Raw genomic sequence first — 16087 nt, forward strand, 5'->3', positions numbered from 1 at the left:
TGGCGGGACGCCCACCTTCGAGATAGGTGGGGCGCACACCCGGGTTGGTCAGAACCTCCTTCCTCGAGCCGCTCGTCGTCATCTGGCCGCTGACCATCACATAGGCCCGGTTGGATAGCTTGAGCGCGGCGAAGGCGTTCTGCTGGACGAGGAACATGGTGGGCCCTTGGTTCGGCCTGCGGGCTAGCGCAGATCGTCATCACGAGAGCCTAGGCCGAGATGGCTTTCGGGTCGTACTTCGCATGATCCGGCGTCACGCCGGATATCTTCTGGCCGTATTCCAGCACGACCACACGGTCAGTCACGCAGTTGAACGCCGTGGTCTGAGAAAAATTTTCTATTTTCGGCATGAAATTCAGTTGCCCCGTATCGGGCATCACTGAAGTCGTGGTTGCGCAGATTGTGCATGCAGAGTGCAGAGGCCTCGTGCGGCTCAGCTATTGATAGTTTGAGACAGAAAGGGCTATCGGAGGGACTTTACGGCTATCTCAAAATCATCTGACAAAATGTGCAGGATCGCCCCGATATGAATGTGCACCATTAAGGTGGTGCCCGCATAGCATTGAAAAATCCTAAGTACATCAACTCGGTGAAAGGTCGGTCGGAGTTCCGCGAGCAAAGCTGACCGAATGGCGAGCAACAAGGATGGATGCTTGGTGTCGTCCTGCAGTCGCCCTGATCGGGCTGGAAGCTCACGCCAAAATCGCAGTACGCTAGGCTCAACATCCGCGGCACTGGATAAGAGGCTCGGCATCGATAGAATACGCAGCGGCGTTTCAGCGTCAAAGTTCGAATTGAGAAATGCGACGAGGTCGAGCAACGATGAAAACTCTCGACCATCCACTGATTGAACAACCCCTTCGCTATGTTGTGTACGCTGGGGCTCGCTATCAGGTCGCAGCGCGCTCCCAGCGACAAGCGCTCCTGCAATGGCACCCAGATAGCTATGGACGCCAGTCTCGAACCGGGTAGGGTTCCCAGGTGGCGAGAACGCCTTCATTTTCGAGGTCACTTCATCGGCGTCGGACAGCTTGATGTGAGGTCTATTGGAGAGCGGGCGCAGCCTCGGCCGGATGCCAGTCGCTTTTGCGGTGTCAAAGAAGTCCCTCTCCGAAATCGACTTCGCATTTAGATAAAGCCGAAAATCAACGTAGCCTGCCTTTGATAGGCGCCATCGTCGCCAGCGTTGGACGATCCAAGGAACAAACAGCCAAAGGACTCCAAGCGCTGCGGCAATAGGGACCGCATACGAAAACAAAAAAGCGAGCAAAGATTGCAACGTCATACACGCGGATTGGACTACAACTTTACAATGTTGTCCACTGGACCATTACGTGTTCCGAGGAAAATTGTTGACCAGGATTAAAAACGGGTCGAACTCCTATTTAACAACCCGGATTCTCAGATGGTTCTCTTTGTACCCGTGATGAAGAGTACAGAGAGATTTTTCATCGTTTCGATTGAACTTCCTTCACCGCCTTCGCCAATTCCTCAATGGCGTCAGCAAGATACGCGATGCGCTTGTCTAGGTCTTTGCCATACTTGGCGTTCTTCGCGTGCTCGATTGCTTTCTCGGCCGACATCGTTCTCTGTCTTTCTCCCCAGGGGTTAAACCATACCAGTACTGAAAAAATGCCCGGCATGAGAAGTTCGCGCAGCGCTGATCCGAAAGCAAGCCATGATTGAGCGCCCACAACCTCCGGAGAGCGTGTTCGAAGTGGACGGCTCGCCGTTCACGCAGCCCACGACATGTCGGAATGGGTGCGCGTCACTTTCCTCGATGAGGCGTCGCCCGTCTCTAATCCCGAGCATGCTCATCTCGGGGATGCCCATATCGGCTATCTCTGGGTCGCGGTTGAAAACACCCGCAAGGGCAAGCGCGTCATCGGCCAATGCGAGACCGGCATCCCGCAGGGTGCGATGGGCAAGTGGGCAAAGGCTCGCGTCGAGCAGCAGATCACGGAATGGTTCGGCTCAGTGCCGGATTTCATCATCACGCTCGATGCCCATTACTGCGCCCAGTGTGGTGATGCCGAGTTCATGGCGCTGGTCGAGCACGAGCTTTATCACGCCGCCCAGGACGTCGATTCATTCGGCGCGCCGAAATTCAACAGCCAGACCGGCCGCCCGGTCTTCACCATTCGCGGGCACGACGTAGAGCAATTCATCGGTGTCGTCCGTCGCTACGGTGCAGATGCTGCCGGTGTGCGCGAGCTTGTAGACGCGGCCAGCCGGCCGCCAGAAATTGCCCACGCTCACCTCGAGCATGCGTGCGGCACCTGCAACATGCGCGTCGCCTAGAACGCTTTCAGGTGCCCATCGGCAACCTCTTTGGTCACGTCAATAGACGGCCCCTTGAAGACAGGCGAACCGTCAACCGTCCGCTCAAAATCGACAAAGTATTTCTTCGCGCCGGGGAAGTAGTGTCCCTTGTAAGACCCGGCCGGAAACTCGAAGTCCTCGTAGGGGAATGCCTCGTAGGCGATGTAGCGAACGGGTCGTTTCAAAGGCTGCATGCTTAGATCCATCTTGACGGGGCTTTGACACCATTATGGCAAAAGCGAAGCTATCAGATGAGGTGAAAACCTACGTCGTTCAAGCCCTGGCATGCTTCGATAGCCCCTCGATCGTCGCTGCGGCAGTCAAGAAGGAGTTCGGTGTCGATGCCAGCCGCCAAGTTGGTTGAGAGCCACGACCCGAACAAGAAGGCGGCCTCAGGTCTTGCCCCCAAGTGGCGCGCGCTGTTTGAAGAGACCCGGAAGACCTTCCTTGAGGATACGGCATCGATCGCTATCAGCCATCGCGCCGTCCGGCTCCGCGCTCTTCAGCGCATGGCCGACAAAGCGGAGGGGCAGGGCAACATGGTCCTGGCATCCTCCCTCCTAAAGCAGGCAGCGGAGGAGGTCGGCGGCAGCTACACCAACCGGCGCGAGCTGACAGGGAAGGACGGGAAGGATCTGCCGGTCCCGGTGTCGCCAGTGACGATCTTCCAGTTGCCCGATAATGGCAGGGGCTAAGCTCTGGTCTGCAATGCCTCGATGTATGAGACCATTGAGTGGTCCTTTCGCCAAAGGAGCGGGAGCCTGAGCGCCAAACCGATCCTCAAGAGCCAGCCTGGATCAGCGCGCCAAACACCTTTGCGATACCAATGCCCAGCGCCGACGTGCCGGAAGCCTATTGGTGGGCTGAATGGTACGATGTCGGAATTGTGAATGTATCGTTTGGTGAGCTCGTGGAGCGAGCCGTAGTATTTGCTAAACGCGTTGCCGCCTACCGCAGGAGAGCCGAATAGCACGACACCGCGCAAACTTTTGCTGACGATCTCAGGATGTCTGTCCCGCAATTTTGCAGCAAACAAAGTAGCTATCGCGCCACCCAGTGAATGCCCCGTAATCCAAAGGTCACGTTCGCCAATCTCAATTTCCAACAGGATTTGGCAGAGGCGGTCGATGCTGGGAAGGCCAGATGTCCGGTCTAAGTAGTAGAGAGTGCGCTGAAAACCACCGTGGACGGAGATTTCAACACCAGCTGGATCGGGGCAAACGTAGGGTGCGGGCCAGAACTGAAAATTCGTAACTGACCAGTCGATGGGATCTCGAGTGCCGCGAAAAGCAACGACAACGGCATTGTCATTGTGGAAGATGCGGCTGAACCCCCGGTTGCCTAGACCGTGGACGTAGTGCTGCTCTGCAAGTTTCTCGCCCGCGATAGTTAGAAGACGTTGATTGGTGGGGCCAGGATAGATTCGGCTGCAGATTTTAGCCAACTCGATGTCGATTGTTGTCATTTTGCCCCCGCTTTCCATCATCCAGGTTCGCGTAAAGTCGAGATGTTAGGATGAGTGGAGATGCTAGTGTAGTTCGTCCTCAGCCGGGCCCGCAAACGAATTTCCTGGCTTCTCCGGCAGATATTGCAATCTATGGTGGCTCGGCCGGCGGCGGCAAGACGTGGGCACTCCTGATGGAGCCGCTGCGCCATATCGCCAACTCGCAATTCGGCGCGGTGTTCTTCCGCCGTACGCTTGTGCAGGTTCGAAACGAGGGCGGTTTGTGGAATGAGAGCGAAAAGCTCTATCCCTGCCTCAATGCCAAGCCAAAGGTGGCGCCTGATCTGTCATGGACCTTCCCGTCCGGCTCGTCTGTCAGCTTCGCCCACCTCGAGCACGATAAGACAGTTTCGAACTGGCAGGGTTCGCAAATCCCGCTCATCTGCTTCGATGACCCGATCCTCTCCGAAGGTATGTGTGTCATGCACGTACCCTTCGGTCGTGGCGGCGCTCAAGAAGCGGTTTGCCTGAAGCTCGAACTGGTCAACGGTTGGCTCTTCACCGTCGACACGTCCCGCATCAAGGACGAAGCTGTGCGTGAGAAGGTCATCGTCTACCAGCGGGAATGCTACAGCGTCCTTGCCAAGCACTTTGCGGGCAAGCACGCTGGCCTGTCGCAGGCAACGACCGGCGAGAACGTAGACGACCCACAGGAAAATGAAAGTGTGAAGCTGCGCACGGTGAACGAGAGCCGGCAGGTTTTCGGGACCCAAGCGGCAGCTCAGCTTTGGTTTCGCCTTGGGCTCCCTGTCGTCCCCGCAATGCTCCACGACCCGCGTCAGCTAAACCTGCTGGACTATTCTGTCATCAAATCGGCAAGCGCTGGAGCGCCGACTTAATTAGCGCATTATCTGGGCATGAGTAGGGAAGGCGGCTCTTCGGGGCCGCCTCTGTCGTCAGCACTTATAGGCATCACCTACAGTGTTGGCCCCACCTAACCCGGCAGTCGCGTTGACGATATATAGTCGGTTGCCACCGGCCTCGATCGTTTGCTTCCTCATCTGATTAATAGCGTCGTTATACGCTGCGCCCTGGAACATGACCCCGCCAATCATATTCTGATCGCCGCGAACACTCCTGACGTATTTGCAAGCGGCTACACGTTCCTTTCCAGCCGCGTGATCACCACGACGGCGAGCGACCAGACGGCCGGCACCTACAAGCTCGTGCTCCAGGACCTTACGCTCACGTCGACCGGCGGGGCGACCGGGCCTTTCCGATACATCGCGCTTTACAATGACAGCTCGGTCTCGAACTCGCTGCTCGGCTTCTACGATTACGGTTCGAACCTCACGCTCAATGATGGCGAAAGCCTCACCATCGACTTCTCTGAAGTCAACGGCGCGCTGACCATCGCCTAATCCTCATCGTCGAAAGGAAAAACCGTCATGGCGAACACTGACACGAAAGCGCTCCTGCGCACCCGCTTCTCCGAGCTGCGCACCCAGCGCGACACGATCGAAGAGAAGCTGACACCGCCGCGCGAGAAGCTGAAGACGCTACGCGCCGAGAACGCCGAGGCGGAGGCGAAAGTTGCAGGCAAGATCAAAGCCGCCGCTGCGCCGTTCGTCGAGATCGATGCCGAACTCGCCTCGATCAGCCATGGCCTGATGGGCAAGACGGGTGAGGGGGCGTAAACCATGGCCGACAAGACAATCGGCCAGCTCACCGCGGCTGGCACGCTGACGGGCGCGGAGCTGGTCGAGCTCGAGCAGGGCGGAAACAGCCGTCAAACGACGGTCGATAAGATTGGCGATCGGCTGCCGGCTCGATCCAAGGAATGGGTGGGGCAGCATTCGCTCGTCAAGGATCTGACGATCGACGGAAGCGGAAACGTCGATTGGACGCTCGCGGACGCGAACGTTTTCCGGCTTCTCAACGTCGGGCAGAATTTCCATATGAACCTGCCATCCGACATCGCGACCATGGTCGGCTTTTCCGGCCTGCTTATCATCAGTCAGAACGGTACGGGAGGCTATGACATGACGGTTGACGCCGGCATCCTGCCGCTCAACGCGACGACGCTGTTCGAGATCGTCCAGGCGGCAAATGGTGTCACCATCATCGCGTTCATTGTCGCCAGCGCAACGCAGATCGGCTTCTCCGCCAGCGGTCTCGGGGTGGAGCTATGAGCCATTGGACCAATCCCGCTCTTCTGGCGGGTCGGCGCGTCAAGCCTGCATTTGCAAATCTCGCCAAGCTGTTCGCGGGCGGCGCGGATGGACTCATGGTGGATTTTACCGATGTGACCACGCTCTTTCAGGATGCAAATGCTGCGTTGCCCGTGAGTGCAAACGGGCAGGGTATTGGCCTCGCGCTCGACCAGCACAAGTGGGGCGGCAAGACGCTTGCGGAGTATCGGGCCGCGCAACCGGAGTTGATGTTGAGTGGCAAGTTTGATGCCGACATCACGGGATGGAGCCTTGCCAACGCCTCGAACGGCGCCCTGTCCTGGCAGGCACCCGGAAAACTGCGGACGACAGCCAACAACGGCAACACACCCGGGGCTGTATCGCCGGGTTTCACCTGCGTTGTGGGCAGATGGTATGAACTCTCTCTTGATATTGTTACGGCTCATTCCTCGTACACAGGCTTTGCGATTGGCACGACGTCTGGGGGTGGCCAAACCTACAGCAGCGGAAACCTTTTCAACGCACCCGGATTCTATCGCCGTTTCTTCAAGTCAACGGCCACAACTCAATACATTACGCTGTACGGCCCGGGCGGGGGTGGCAACATTGCCGAATTCGACAATGTCTCGGTCAAGGAAATCGATGGTCACCACCTTACGCAGGTGTCGACAGGTCGGCCGGCATGGGCCAGTGCAACCGGGGACGTCGCGTTCAATGGTACGTCTCACCACATGATCAGCGACTTCCTGAGTGGTTCCGGATCCTGCTTTGCGGCGGCGTATCATGGCGCTCTCGGCAATTTGTCGGCCGACCGGTGCACGATTGGCGCGTACAACGGCAGCAATGCCCATATGCAGATCGGACTACGCATGACCACCGGCAAGGGCTACATGCGCGTGACGAATGCCGCCGCCATCTCTGGTTCGACGACGATAACTGGCCTCACGGACACGCTACTCGCCGACAAGGGCGGCACTGATCACGACCTTTTCGTGAACGGTGCAATCGAAGGCACGGCCGCTAATTCAGGGAGCTTGCCGACCGCGACACCGTTCTTCGTCGGCGCGCTGAATAGCAACGGCTCGGCCGCCTCACGCGTGGCGGGCAACCGCGCGTGAACCCAGCGCCCATCGCTCGATCGGCAAGCTCCAGCTGCCAGCGCAGGTAAACACACTCAGCCAGCAGGGTAGCTATTGCAGCCCGGGCATCACCGTCGTGCCAGGATAGGGCTTCATCGATTTCGTTGGAGGTTTCAGGTTGTTTTTCGAGCGGGCGCACGTGGTCGTTCTCCTGTGTCTTGTGCCACAGCAGGAATCAGATTTGGTTGTCAGATAGCGGCCGCATCGCCGGCTTGTTCTCAATATGTTCTCATGGAGATTTGAGTCAAGCCAGCTGTGAAGATAATCCTAGGAATGGCTCGATGGCCTGGTCGCCTCATGTTGATCTACCTTATCCACAGGTGGCGAAAAATGTGGATGAGCAGATAGGCGATTGGGTTCAAATGGTGAACGAGCGTTGGACCAACCTCGTGCAAGTTCTTGATTCCTTGTGGCTCAATTCGAGGCGCGTTGGACCGTCGCAGGCTTGATTTTCAGCGGCTTGCAACGATTTGCCGAGTCTTCTCGACCGCACCAAAAAAAACCGGCTGAAAAGCCGGGCTTTTTTGTTTTCAGGCATTGAGCGTTTCGGGCCACTCCACGTTCAGACCAAACGTTGGGCTGTTTGCGTTCATCTCGTAACCTTGTCTGACGCCGAAGATCGTTTCAGATCCGAACGAGCGCTAGGAGCGTTTAACGATAGCTGGTCCCGGCCGCTTGATATCCTCTTGTTGCAGTTGAATGCGAAACAACTTTTGGGTTAGTTCTGCGGTAGACAACTACCCAAAGACAGGGGGATGTGATGCCGCTTAAAACATTGCCGACGCAAACCGGAAATTCGTGTGCCGCACACTGCACCGCGATCACGATCATGGAGCTGACAGGCTCGACGATCACTCAAAAGGACGCGGAGAGCACCATTTGGAACAAGATCCTTTTCAAGGATGACGGAAGCAAGGCTATCAAAGCACTTGTGGCAAAGAAGAATTCAGACCCACGAAGAATCCTGAAATATGTCGAGAAAAACTACGCGACAAACCTGTCCGCCGTCATCAAATTCGACGATACCGAGAAGGCGAACGCGCTGGCCTACCTTCCGGACAATGATGTTAAACGGGGACTGGAGGGGCTCTACAACCTCATAAAAGGACAGAGCCAGACCGAAACGCTTCTTCCTGCCGACGACGTCTACTACAACTGCAGCTATCTGATGATGGATGGTGGCGATCCCTCCAGTTCCGGTCTGGATGGGCTTCACAATATCCTCGTCACCAGCAGCGGCGGCCAAGTCTACTATTACAATTCAAACGAAACCAAGCCGGTGTGGACGATGAACAACCACGGCTGGAAGCGCCTGGACAAGGCAAATTCAGGCAAGCACAGCTACGTGTTCACGGGCCTGTGCGTTGCCGTCCGCAAAAAATAGGCGATCCCGCTTCGCGCAGAAGGGCTTGCGCGGTTCAGGCCTTGCTCTTGTTGTACTTCTTGACGATGCGCTCGCGCTTCAGCCGCGAAAGGCGGTCGATCCAGAAGATGCCGTCGAGCTGATCGATCTCGTGCTGCAGGCAGACCGAAAGCAGCCCGTCGGCCTCTTCGGTCTTCCGGGCGCCGGAAAGATCCTGGTAGGTGAGGCGGATACGGGCAGGGCGCTCCACCTCGTCGGTCACGCCCGGTATGGAGACGCTGCCTTCGGCGTGGCGCTGCCCTTCCGGCGAAAACCATTCGATATGCGGGTTCACAAAGACCCTCAGCGACCCCGGCCCGTCGAGCTCGATCACCGTCAACCGCTCGAGGATACCGACATGGGCGGCGGTAATGCCGATGCCTGGGGCGGCCCGCATCGTGGAGGCGAGATCCTCGGCGAGCGTGGCAAGCCGCGTATCGAAGACTTCGACCGCCCGGCAGGGCTGGCGCAGGCGCGGATCGGGGTAGCTGAGAATGGGAAGGATCGCCATGGGGCCTCCGGGTGCCGGTTGTGCGTCCTTCCTAGCCTGTTTGCGGCAGAGGGAAAATGCCGGGTCCGTCCGGGATATCGCGAATCGCGTGATTATCGTGATGTTGCAACAGCTTGCGAATTTTTTGCATCCGGCCGGCTTTTGCCGCGTTCGGCGATGGACCGGCTGCGCTCTTTGCGTTAGCACGAGGTAAGACAACGCGCCTCCCAGAGGGGGCGTTGCGCCCGAATCCTCTACGCAATCCCTGCCGTCCCAGCGCCGCCGACATGCCGGGCGGGACGAGCCCGATACAAGGAGCGGCCCGATGGACAACACCGGCGACGATGACCGTATCCATCAGGGGCAGACAGACCACAGTACCTTCGACGGCGAGGACATCTATGCCGAGGACGGTTCGATCCGCTCGGACTTCCTCATGCATGTCGGCGCGGCGATCGCCGATCGCGACCTCCTGTTCCTGCGCAGGCATGTGGCGCGGCTGCATGAATCGGAAATGGGCGACCTGCTGGAGGCGATCCAGCCGGAGCAGCGCCGCCAGCTCGTCTCCCTGCTCGGCGACGATTTCGACCTTGCGGCGCTGACCGAGGTCGACGAGGCGATCCGTCTCGACATCGTCGAGCACATGCCGAACGAGCAGATCGCCGCCGCACTCGGCGAGATGGATTCGGACGACGCCGTCTACATCCTTGAGGACCTCGACCAGGAAGACCAGGAAGAGATCCTTTCCAAGCTGCCGTTCACCGAACGGATCCGCCTGCGCCGCTCGCTGGATTATCCCGAAAGTACGGCCGGGCGCCGCATGCAGACAGAGTTCGTCGCCGTGCCGCCGTTCTGGACGGTGGGCCAGACGATCGACTACCTGCGGGAGGACGCGGACCTGCCGGAGAGTTTTTCGCAGATTTTCGTCATCGACCCGACCTTCCGCCTGCTTGGCGCCATCGATCTTGACCGCGTGCTGCGCGCCAAGCGCGGCGAGAAGATCGAAGCGATCATGCGCGAGACGAACCATCCGATCCCGGCCGAGATGGACCAGGAAGAAGCCGCCCAGCTCTTCGAGCAGTATGACCTTCTTTCCGCAGCCGTCGTCGACGAGAACGGCCGCCTCGTCGGCGTCCTGACCATCGACGACGTGGTCGACGTCATCCAGGAAGAGGCCGAGGAGGACCTGATGCGCCTCGGCGGCGTCGGCGACGAAGAACTCTCCGACACGACCATCGAGACGGTGCGCTCGCGCGCGCCCTGGCTGCTCGTCAATCTCCTGACGGCCTTTATCGCGGCCTCGGTCATCTCGCTCTTCGAGGCGACGATCGAGGAGATCGTCGCGCTCGCGGTGCTGATGCCGATCGTCGCCGGCATGGGCGGCAATGCTGGATCGCAGACGATGACCGTCACCGTGCGGGCGCTCGCCACGCGCAACCTCGACATCCACAATGCCTGGCGTGTCGTGCGGCGCGAGGCGGGTGTCGGCCTGCTGCACGGCCTCGCCTTCGGCCTGATGATCGGCCTCGTGGCGGGTATCTGGTTCCATGATGCCAATATCGGCGGCGTCATCGCGGCGGCCATGCTGATCAACATGAGTGCGGCGGCGCTGGCCGGCATCGCCATTCCGCTCTTCCTCGACAAGGCGGGGGCGGACCCGGCCGTCTCCTCCGCGGTCTTCGTGACCGCGGTCACCGATATTGTCGGCTTCTTCGCATTCCTTGGCCTTGCGACCTGGTGGTTCGCCATCCGCTGAGGTTTTTGCGGGGAACGAACGGGGCGGTTGTCCGTTCGAGAAGAGAGCGGGAAAGAGCAAAAATTGACTTATACGTAAAAGTCAATAAAATGTCCGCCCAGACGAGATCGGAGCAGGCGTGGACAAGTTTTATACTATAACCGAGCTGACGCGCGAATTCGGGGTTTCCACCCGCACACTGCGCTTCTACGAGGACGAGGGGCTGATCAACCCCGAGCGCCGTGGTCGCACGCGCCTCTTCCGCCCGGCCGACCGCCGTCTCATCCAGGAAATCCTGCGTGGCCGGCGTATCGGCTTCACCATCGCCGAGATCCGCGACATCATCCGCGTCTACAAGGACCCGCCGGGCGAGGTGGGGCAGCTGGAACTGCTGATGGCGAAGGTCAGCGAAAAACGTGACGAGCTGCGCCAGAAGCGACGCGACATCGAGGAGACCCTGGCCGAGCTCGACAATGTCGAGGAAGCCTGCCTGACGCGCCTTGCCGAAATCGGCGTCGGCACCTGAGCGGCCGTCAGATCCAGCGCGTCGTCCCGTTGCAATAGCGTTCGAAATCGATGCCGAAGCGCGAGAGCAGGTGCAGCTCCTCGCGCTTGATGGCGACGATGCTCGTCAACACGGCGGCGATCATGGCCGTCACGATGCACCAGGGATTGAGCATCACAAGGCCGATGCCGGCGGTCGCCAGCGTATAGCCGAGATAGATCGGGTTGCGGGTGAAGCGGTAGGGGCCGGATGTCACGAGATGGGTCGAGCAGCGGTTCGGCAGGATCGTCGTGTGGCAGTCGAGCAGCGTGCGCATGGCCCAGACATCCAGCACGATGGCCATGAGGATCAGGATGCCGCCGGCGGTGCGGGCGATCCAGATGTTCGTCTCGGCCGCCGCGAGCGGAAAATACGCCTGGAGCAGGAAAGCCGCCGCGAGCGCCGCGCCGTAGATCAGCGGGGGCCAGGGAAAGGCGAGTGGCTTCATGCGATAGGCGTTCATGATCCTACTCCTTCAGGTCGGTCTTCGTTTCCGCATCTGCCGTGCATTGCGACGAGATCGCGGCAACGCGCTCGTCCTTCGTGACATCGATCGCACCGCGCACAAGGTCGGTGAACAGGTTCTCCTCCGTCAGCCGGTCCAGCGTGCAGCCGCAGAAACTCTGGCAGAACCCGTCGCCGCGCTCGCTTTCACAGGCGCGCATGCAGCTCTTCGTATAGCCAACGACCGGATCGGCTGCAGGCGCGGGAACCACGAGGGAAAAGCCGTAGACCAGTGCGATCAGCACGGGCTGATGGATAAGGTAGATGGCGAGACTGTGGCGGCCGGCTTTTTCCAAGAGGCTTTTCCACCAGACTTTCGTCTGACCTCCAAAACCCGCCAGCCGCTCGGGAAGCGGGCTTGCGATGAAGAGCTTGCCGAGCACGATGCCGAGCAACACCGGCGCGAGCCAGGGGAGCAGCGGCACATAGTCGTTCGAGCGCGGGACATCGACAGAAAGCCCGACCCACCAGAGGGCTGGATGATCGAAGAGCGGGGCACGCAGATAAAGCGGTGCCACAATGGCGGCGGCGGCGGCAAGCAGCGTCACGACGATCGGCAGGCGCAGGAAGAGAAGGCCGATGACGCTCGCCGCGGCAATGGCATGCAGGATGCCGAAGAAGATGAACGTTTCCGGGAAGGCGAACCAGGTTGCGATGGTAATCGCGGCTGCCGCCAGTCCGATCTTGCCGAGGCGGATGAGGAACGGCCTTGCGCGAAAACCATTGATATGACCGAGCACAAGGCTGAAGCCGGTGAGAAACAGGAAGGAGCCGGCGATCACTCGCGCGAAAATCTTCCAGCCGCCGGTCGTTGCCGTGTCCGGTTCGATGTAGCCGAAAAAACCGAGGTCCCAGGTGAAGTGGTAGATCGCCATCGCGATCAGCGCGAGCGCGCGCAGCTGGTCGATCAGCGGGATGCGCGGAAGGCGGCGCGGTGCTGCACCTTCTCCTGCCACATTGCCGTCAATCACCGTCGTCGTCATGGTTCGGGGTCGCCGCATTGCTTTGGTCCATGGGAGAGTGTCACGCCAAGCTTGCGCCGGGCGGATGGCCGAAAGGTGGCCGTCGGAAGGGATGTCAGTCGAGGCGTTCGAGAACGGCGAGGCGCGCCTGCGAATAGAATTGCCGGCGCACAAGCACGACGATGATGCTGACCGTCGTCGCGATGAAGAGGTAAGGGCTGACAAACCAGCCGAGATAGCCGATCGACAGGAAGATGGCGCGCAGCCCCATATTGAAGTGTTTTGCCGCAAGGATGTTCATGCGGATGACCTTGTCGGCAGCGAGGTCGGCGCCGGCCGGGTCCTTGTGGATGTCGCCGCTCATCGGGATCGCGCCGAGCAGGATCGTGCAGTAGTTGAAAAGACGGTAGGACCAGCCGAACTTGAAGAAGGCATAGCCGAAGATGCCGGCAAGGCCGCCGACCTTGAGCTCGAACCCGGCACGGCTGCCCTGGAAGACCACCGGCAGGTCGCTGAAAATGGCAAAGACCTGCTCCGTGGCGCCGAGCAGCGCGAAACAGCCGCCGAGCGCCAGGATCGAGGTTGAAGCGAAGAAGGCCGTGCCGTTCTGCAGGCCGGCCATGATCTGGGTGTCGATCATGCGCAGGTCGCGGTGCATCGCGTTGCGGATCCACACGGCGCGCTGCGAGCTCATCGCCCGCGTGAGGCTGACGCGGTCGAAGAGTTTCGCCCGTTCCGTGATCCAGGAATATCCCGTCCACAGCAGCAGGAAGAGGGCAAGGGCGATGAAATCCGGTGTGCTCATGGCCAAGCGTTGTGCCATGGATTCCGCATTTTGCAAGCGCCGGAAAGGTGGCTGCACGGGGCTGTTCAGATCTTGGGCAAAAAGGCGGCGAGCCCCTGTCGCCGTCCCACCCTCCAACCGTCTGATTTTGCGACATGTCATGCGTCTGACGCGGGGCTCCTATGAGAACAGCGCCTTGGTTTCGCCATTTTTCGCGATTGCGGTTTCATGAATTCTTCATTAAACAGGGCGTCATGCAGGGTCGTCTCGGCCATTGCAACGACATCTTCCAATCGGGGAAATCATGGAAAGTACCGTTCAGAAATCCTGCTGGGGCGTCACCGCCCGTGCAGTCCTCGGTTTTGGCGCAGTTCTGGTCATCGCCTATCTTTTCGGCGGCATCTGAAAACACCGGCCTGTTACCCTTACATGAACAGCGTGCTTCTCCACGAAGCACGCTGTTTTTGTTTCAAGGCCTGTTGGAAGGGACATGTCGCGCAGGTAAAACCCGATGTCGGGAGATCGCCTTAAGTGCGCCGCATGATGGCGTAGCTTCAGGGATCAGTGCGCCTGCCGAGGCAAGGGAGAAGTTCGGGACATGTTTCTTTCGGTATTCGATGTTTTCAAGATCGGGATTGGGCCGTCGAGCTCCCACACGATGGGACCGATGTCGGCGGCGAACCGCTTTCTCGACCTGATCCTCTCCGCCGACTGGCCGCGGCCATCGGGTGCGCAGGTCGCAACGATCCGCATGAGCCTGCACGGTTCGCTTGCCTATACGGGCGTCGGCCACGGTTCCGACCGCGCCGTCATCCTCGGCCTGATGGGCGAGCGGCCCGATTCGGTCGATCCGGACCGCATGGACGATATCGTCGGCGAAGTGGAGCGCACCGGCCGCATCACGCCGCCGGGCCATCCCGGTTATGCCTTCCGGCCGAAGGACGACCTGATCTTCGACAAGAAGAACCCGCTGCCCGGCCATGCCAATGGCATGACCTTCTCGGCCTATGACCGTGACGACCGGCTGCTGCTGAAACGCATCTACTATTCCGTTGGCGGCGGCTTCGTCGTCACCGACACGGAACTGGAACAGATGCGCACCAGCAAGGCGAAGGCGGGCGACAAGAAGGTGCCGTTCCCCTTCGCCTCGGCAAAGCAGATGCTGGAAATGGCCGAACGCTCCGGCATGACGATCGCGCAGATGAAGCGCGCCAACGAGGAAGCGAGCATGTCGCGCATGGAGCTGGATGCCGGCCTCGACCGCATCTGGGGCGCGATGAAGAGCTGCATCGACCGTGGCCTCAAGAATGAGGGCATCATGCCCGGCGGCCTGAAGGTGCGCCGCCGCGCCCGCTCGATCCACGACAAGCTGCAGGAGGAGTGGCGCTCCAACAAGGCGAACCCGCTGCTCGCCAATGACTGGCTGTCCGTCTATGCCATGGCGGTCAACGAGGAGAACGCGGCCGGCGGCCGTGTTGTCACCTCGCCGACCAACGGCGCGGCCGGCGTCGTGCCCGCGACGATCCGCTACTACCTGCATTTCCATGAGGATGCCGACCAGGACGGCATTCGCGACTATCTGCTGACGGCGGCGGCCGTCGGCGGCATCATCAAGCACAACGCCTCCATCTCGGGCGCCGAAGTCGGCTGTCAGGGCGAGGTGGGGTCCGCCTCCGCCATGGCCGCTGCCGGCCTTGCCGCCGTGATGGGCGGTTCGCCGGCACAGGTGGAGAATGCCGCGGAAATCGCGCTGGAACACCACCTCGGCATGACCTGCGATCCCATTGCCGGCCTCGTCCAGGTGCCCTGCATCGAGCGCAACGCGCTCGGCGCGGTGAAGGCGGTGACGGCCGCCTCGCTTGCCATCAAGGGCGACGGCACGCATTTCGTTCCGCTCGACGCCTGCATCGAGACGATGCGCCAGACGGGGGTCGATATGAACGAGAAATACAAGGAAACCTCCACCGGTGGCCTCGCCGTCAACGTGGTGGAGTGCTGAGGCTTTCGCGGCGAACGCTGTGGAGTGCGACACGGCGGCCCCTTGACCGGGCCGCCGCAAGAGCGTTCAAAGGGGCATGGCCCTGCATCTCATCAAACTCTGTGTCGGCGCGGACTCGATCGAGGACCTGCGCGAATGGGTGTCCGAACGCTCGCTGATCGCGATCGCCGCGGGCATGGAACCGCATTCGAGCCACATCACCCGCATGGTGCCCAAGCGTGATCAGGACCTGCTCGAGGGCGGTTCGCTCTACTGGGTGATCAAGGGCCAGGTGCAGGCGCGCCAGCGGCTGCTCGATATCAAGACCTTCACGGATGCCTACGGCATTTCGCGCTGCGAGCTGTTGCTGGGCCCCGAGGTTATCGAGACCGAACTGCAGCCGCGCCGCGCCTTCCAGGGCTGGCGCTACCTTGCGGATGACGACGCGCCGCGCGACCTGAAGAACATGGGTGACGGTACGGCCGACCTGCCGCTGGATCTGCGCCGCGAACTCGCAGAACTCGGCCTGCTCTGAAATCCGGCGTCCTCAATCGCGTTTCAGGTCTCTTTCCTGCGCTGCTTGCCACATCC

At 60.1% G+C, this 16087-nt stretch carries 18 protein-coding genes and 3 pseudogenes; 12 read left to right on the top strand and 9 right to left on the bottom strand.

Annotation, left to right across the window (positions count from 1 at the left end; translation table 11 throughout):
* Nucleotides 1-7: 7 nt before the first annotated feature.
* From AKG11_RS35400 to AKG11_RS35705, 3 genes and pseudogenes are all read right to left on the bottom strand, one after another.
* A pseudogene (locus tag AKG11_RS35400) lies at nt 8-169 on the bottom strand (ABC transporter ATP-binding protein); the annotation flags it as partial.
* A gap of 43 nt (nt 170-212) precedes the next feature.
* Nucleotides 213-305: pseudogene (locus AKG11_RS34540) on the bottom strand (ABC transporter ATP-binding protein); the annotation flags it as partial.
* Between the two features lie 1143 nt (nt 306-1448).
* Entirely contained in the window at nt 1449-1583 is a 135-nt protein-coding gene (locus tag AKG11_RS35705) for a hypothetical protein (RefSeq protein WP_256364423.1), read from the bottom strand.
* A gap of 166 nt (nt 1584-1749) precedes the next feature.
* On the opposite strand from AKG11_RS35705, the gene AKG11_RS11475 reads away from it, so the two are divergent.
* On the top strand, nt 1750-2301 hold the full coding sequence (locus tag AKG11_RS11475; protein ID WP_245290203.1) for a putative metallopeptidase: 552 nt from the start codon (nt 1750-1752) through the stop codon (nt 2299-2301).
* Here AKG11_RS11475 and AKG11_RS11480 read toward each other — a convergent pair.
* A complete protein-coding gene (locus AKG11_RS11480) occupies nt 2298-2516 on the bottom strand; it encodes a hypothetical protein (protein WP_156334088.1) in 219 nt (72 codons plus the stop codon). The genes AKG11_RS11475 and AKG11_RS11480 overlap by 4 nt on opposite strands.
* Nucleotides 2517-2551: 35 nt before the next feature.
* Here AKG11_RS11480 and AKG11_RS11485 point away from each other — a divergent pair.
* Nucleotides 2552-3017, top strand: a pseudogene (locus AKG11_RS11485) (DUF2280 domain-containing protein).
* On the opposite strand, the gene AKG11_RS11490 reads toward AKG11_RS11485, so the two are convergent.
* A complete protein-coding gene (locus AKG11_RS11490; protein WP_050743971.1) occupies nt 3014-3787 on the bottom strand; it encodes a lipase family protein in 774 nt (257 codons plus the stop codon). The pseudogene AKG11_RS11485 and the gene AKG11_RS11490 sit on opposite strands and share 4 nt — an antisense overlap.
* Before the next feature lie 50 nt (nt 3788-3837).
* Between AKG11_RS11490 and AKG11_RS33705 the strand changes: the two genes are divergently transcribed.
* The 6 genes from AKG11_RS33705 to AKG11_RS11520 all read left to right on the top strand — a co-directional run bounded on the left by AKG11_RS33705 (nt 3838) and on the right by AKG11_RS11520 (nt 8481).
* Nucleotides 3838-4665: a phage antirepressor N-terminal domain-containing protein gene (locus AKG11_RS33705; protein ID WP_082342405.1), complete on the top strand. Its 828-nt coding sequence runs from the start codon at nt 3838-3840 to the stop codon at nt 4663-4665.
* Nucleotides 4666-4944: 279 nt separating this feature from the next.
* The gene (locus tag AKG11_RS11500) at nt 4945-5187 is read left to right on the top strand and encodes a hypothetical protein (protein ID WP_050743972.1); all 243 of its coding nucleotides are present in this window, start codon (nt 4945-4947) and stop codon (nt 5185-5187) included.
* 27 nt (nt 5188-5214) lie between these two features.
* Nucleotides 5215-5463 carry a hypothetical protein gene (locus AKG11_RS11505; protein ID WP_050743973.1) on the top strand — a complete coding sequence of 83 codons (249 nt, stop codon included), beginning with the start codon at nt 5215-5217 and terminating at the stop codon, nt 5461-5463.
* A gap of 3 nt (nt 5464-5466) precedes the next feature.
* On the top strand, nt 5467-5958 hold the full coding sequence (locus tag AKG11_RS11510) for a hypothetical protein (protein ID WP_050743974.1): 492 nt from the start codon (nt 5467-5469) through the stop codon (nt 5956-5958).
* On the top strand, nt 5955-7076 hold the full coding sequence (locus AKG11_RS11515) for a hypothetical protein (RefSeq protein ID WP_050743975.1): 1122 nt from the start codon (nt 5955-5957) through the stop codon (nt 7074-7076). The genes AKG11_RS11510 and AKG11_RS11515 overlap by 4 nt, the downstream gene beginning before the upstream one ends.
* Nucleotides 7077-7857: 781 nt before the next feature.
* Nucleotides 7858-8481: a hypothetical protein gene (locus AKG11_RS11520; RefSeq protein WP_156334089.1), complete on the top strand. Its 624-nt coding sequence runs from the start codon at nt 7858-7860 to the stop codon at nt 8479-8481.
* Between the two features lie 34 nt (nt 8482-8515).
* On the opposite strand, the gene AKG11_RS11525 is transcribed toward AKG11_RS11520, so the two are convergent.
* A complete protein-coding gene (locus tag AKG11_RS11525) occupies nt 8516-9010 on the bottom strand; it encodes a peptide deformylase (RefSeq protein ID WP_050743977.1) in 495 nt (164 codons plus the stop codon).
* Between the two features lie 304 nt (nt 9011-9314).
* Here AKG11_RS11525 and mgtE point away from each other — a divergent pair, with 304 nt between their 5' ends.
* Nucleotides 9315-10745: a magnesium transporter gene (gene mgtE / locus AKG11_RS11530; protein ID WP_023514263.1), complete on the top strand. Its 1431-nt coding sequence runs from the start codon at nt 9315-9317 to the stop codon at nt 10743-10745.
* 118 nt (nt 10746-10863) lie between these two features.
* Nucleotides 10864-11250, top strand: a complete 387-nt coding sequence (locus AKG11_RS11535; protein ID WP_023514262.1) for a MerR family transcriptional regulator — start codon at nt 10864-10866, stop codon at nt 11248-11250.
* A 7-nt stretch (nt 11251-11257) separates the two neighbouring features.
* On the opposite strand, the gene AKG11_RS11540 is transcribed toward AKG11_RS11535, so the two are convergent.
* From AKG11_RS11540 to AKG11_RS11550, 3 genes are all read right to left on the bottom strand, one after another.
* A complete protein-coding gene (locus AKG11_RS11540; protein ID WP_023514261.1) occupies nt 11258-11731 on the bottom strand; it encodes a methyltransferase family protein in 474 nt (157 codons plus the stop codon).
* Between the two features lie 4 nt (nt 11732-11735).
* Nucleotides 11736-12773, bottom strand: coding sequence for an acetyltransferase domain-containing protein (locus tag AKG11_RS11545; protein ID WP_245293362.1), 1038 nt, complete (start codon nt 12771-12773; stop codon nt 11736-11738).
* A 76-nt stretch (nt 12774-12849) separates the two neighbouring features.
* Nucleotides 12850-13539, bottom strand: a complete 690-nt coding sequence (locus AKG11_RS11550; RefSeq protein ID WP_023514259.1) for a DUF599 domain-containing protein — start codon at nt 13537-13539, stop codon at nt 12850-12852.
* 577 nt (nt 13540-14116) lie between these two features.
* Here AKG11_RS11550 and AKG11_RS11555 point away from each other — a divergent pair.
* Both AKG11_RS11555 and AKG11_RS11560 read left to right on the top strand, forming a co-directional pair.
* On the top strand, nt 14117-15517 hold the full coding sequence (locus tag AKG11_RS11555; RefSeq protein ID WP_050743978.1) for an L-serine ammonia-lyase: 1401 nt from the start codon (nt 14117-14119) through the stop codon (nt 15515-15517).
* 76 nt (nt 15518-15593) lie between these two features.
* A complete protein-coding gene (locus AKG11_RS11560) occupies nt 15594-16031 on the top strand; it encodes a DUF1489 family protein (protein WP_050743979.1) in 438 nt (145 codons plus the stop codon).
* Nucleotides 16032-16087 lie beyond the last annotated feature (56 nt).

The sequence above is a fragment of the Shinella sp. SUS2 genome (genome assembly GCF_001262505.1).
Lineage (GTDB): Bacteria > Pseudomonadota > Alphaproteobacteria > Rhizobiales > Rhizobiaceae > Shinella.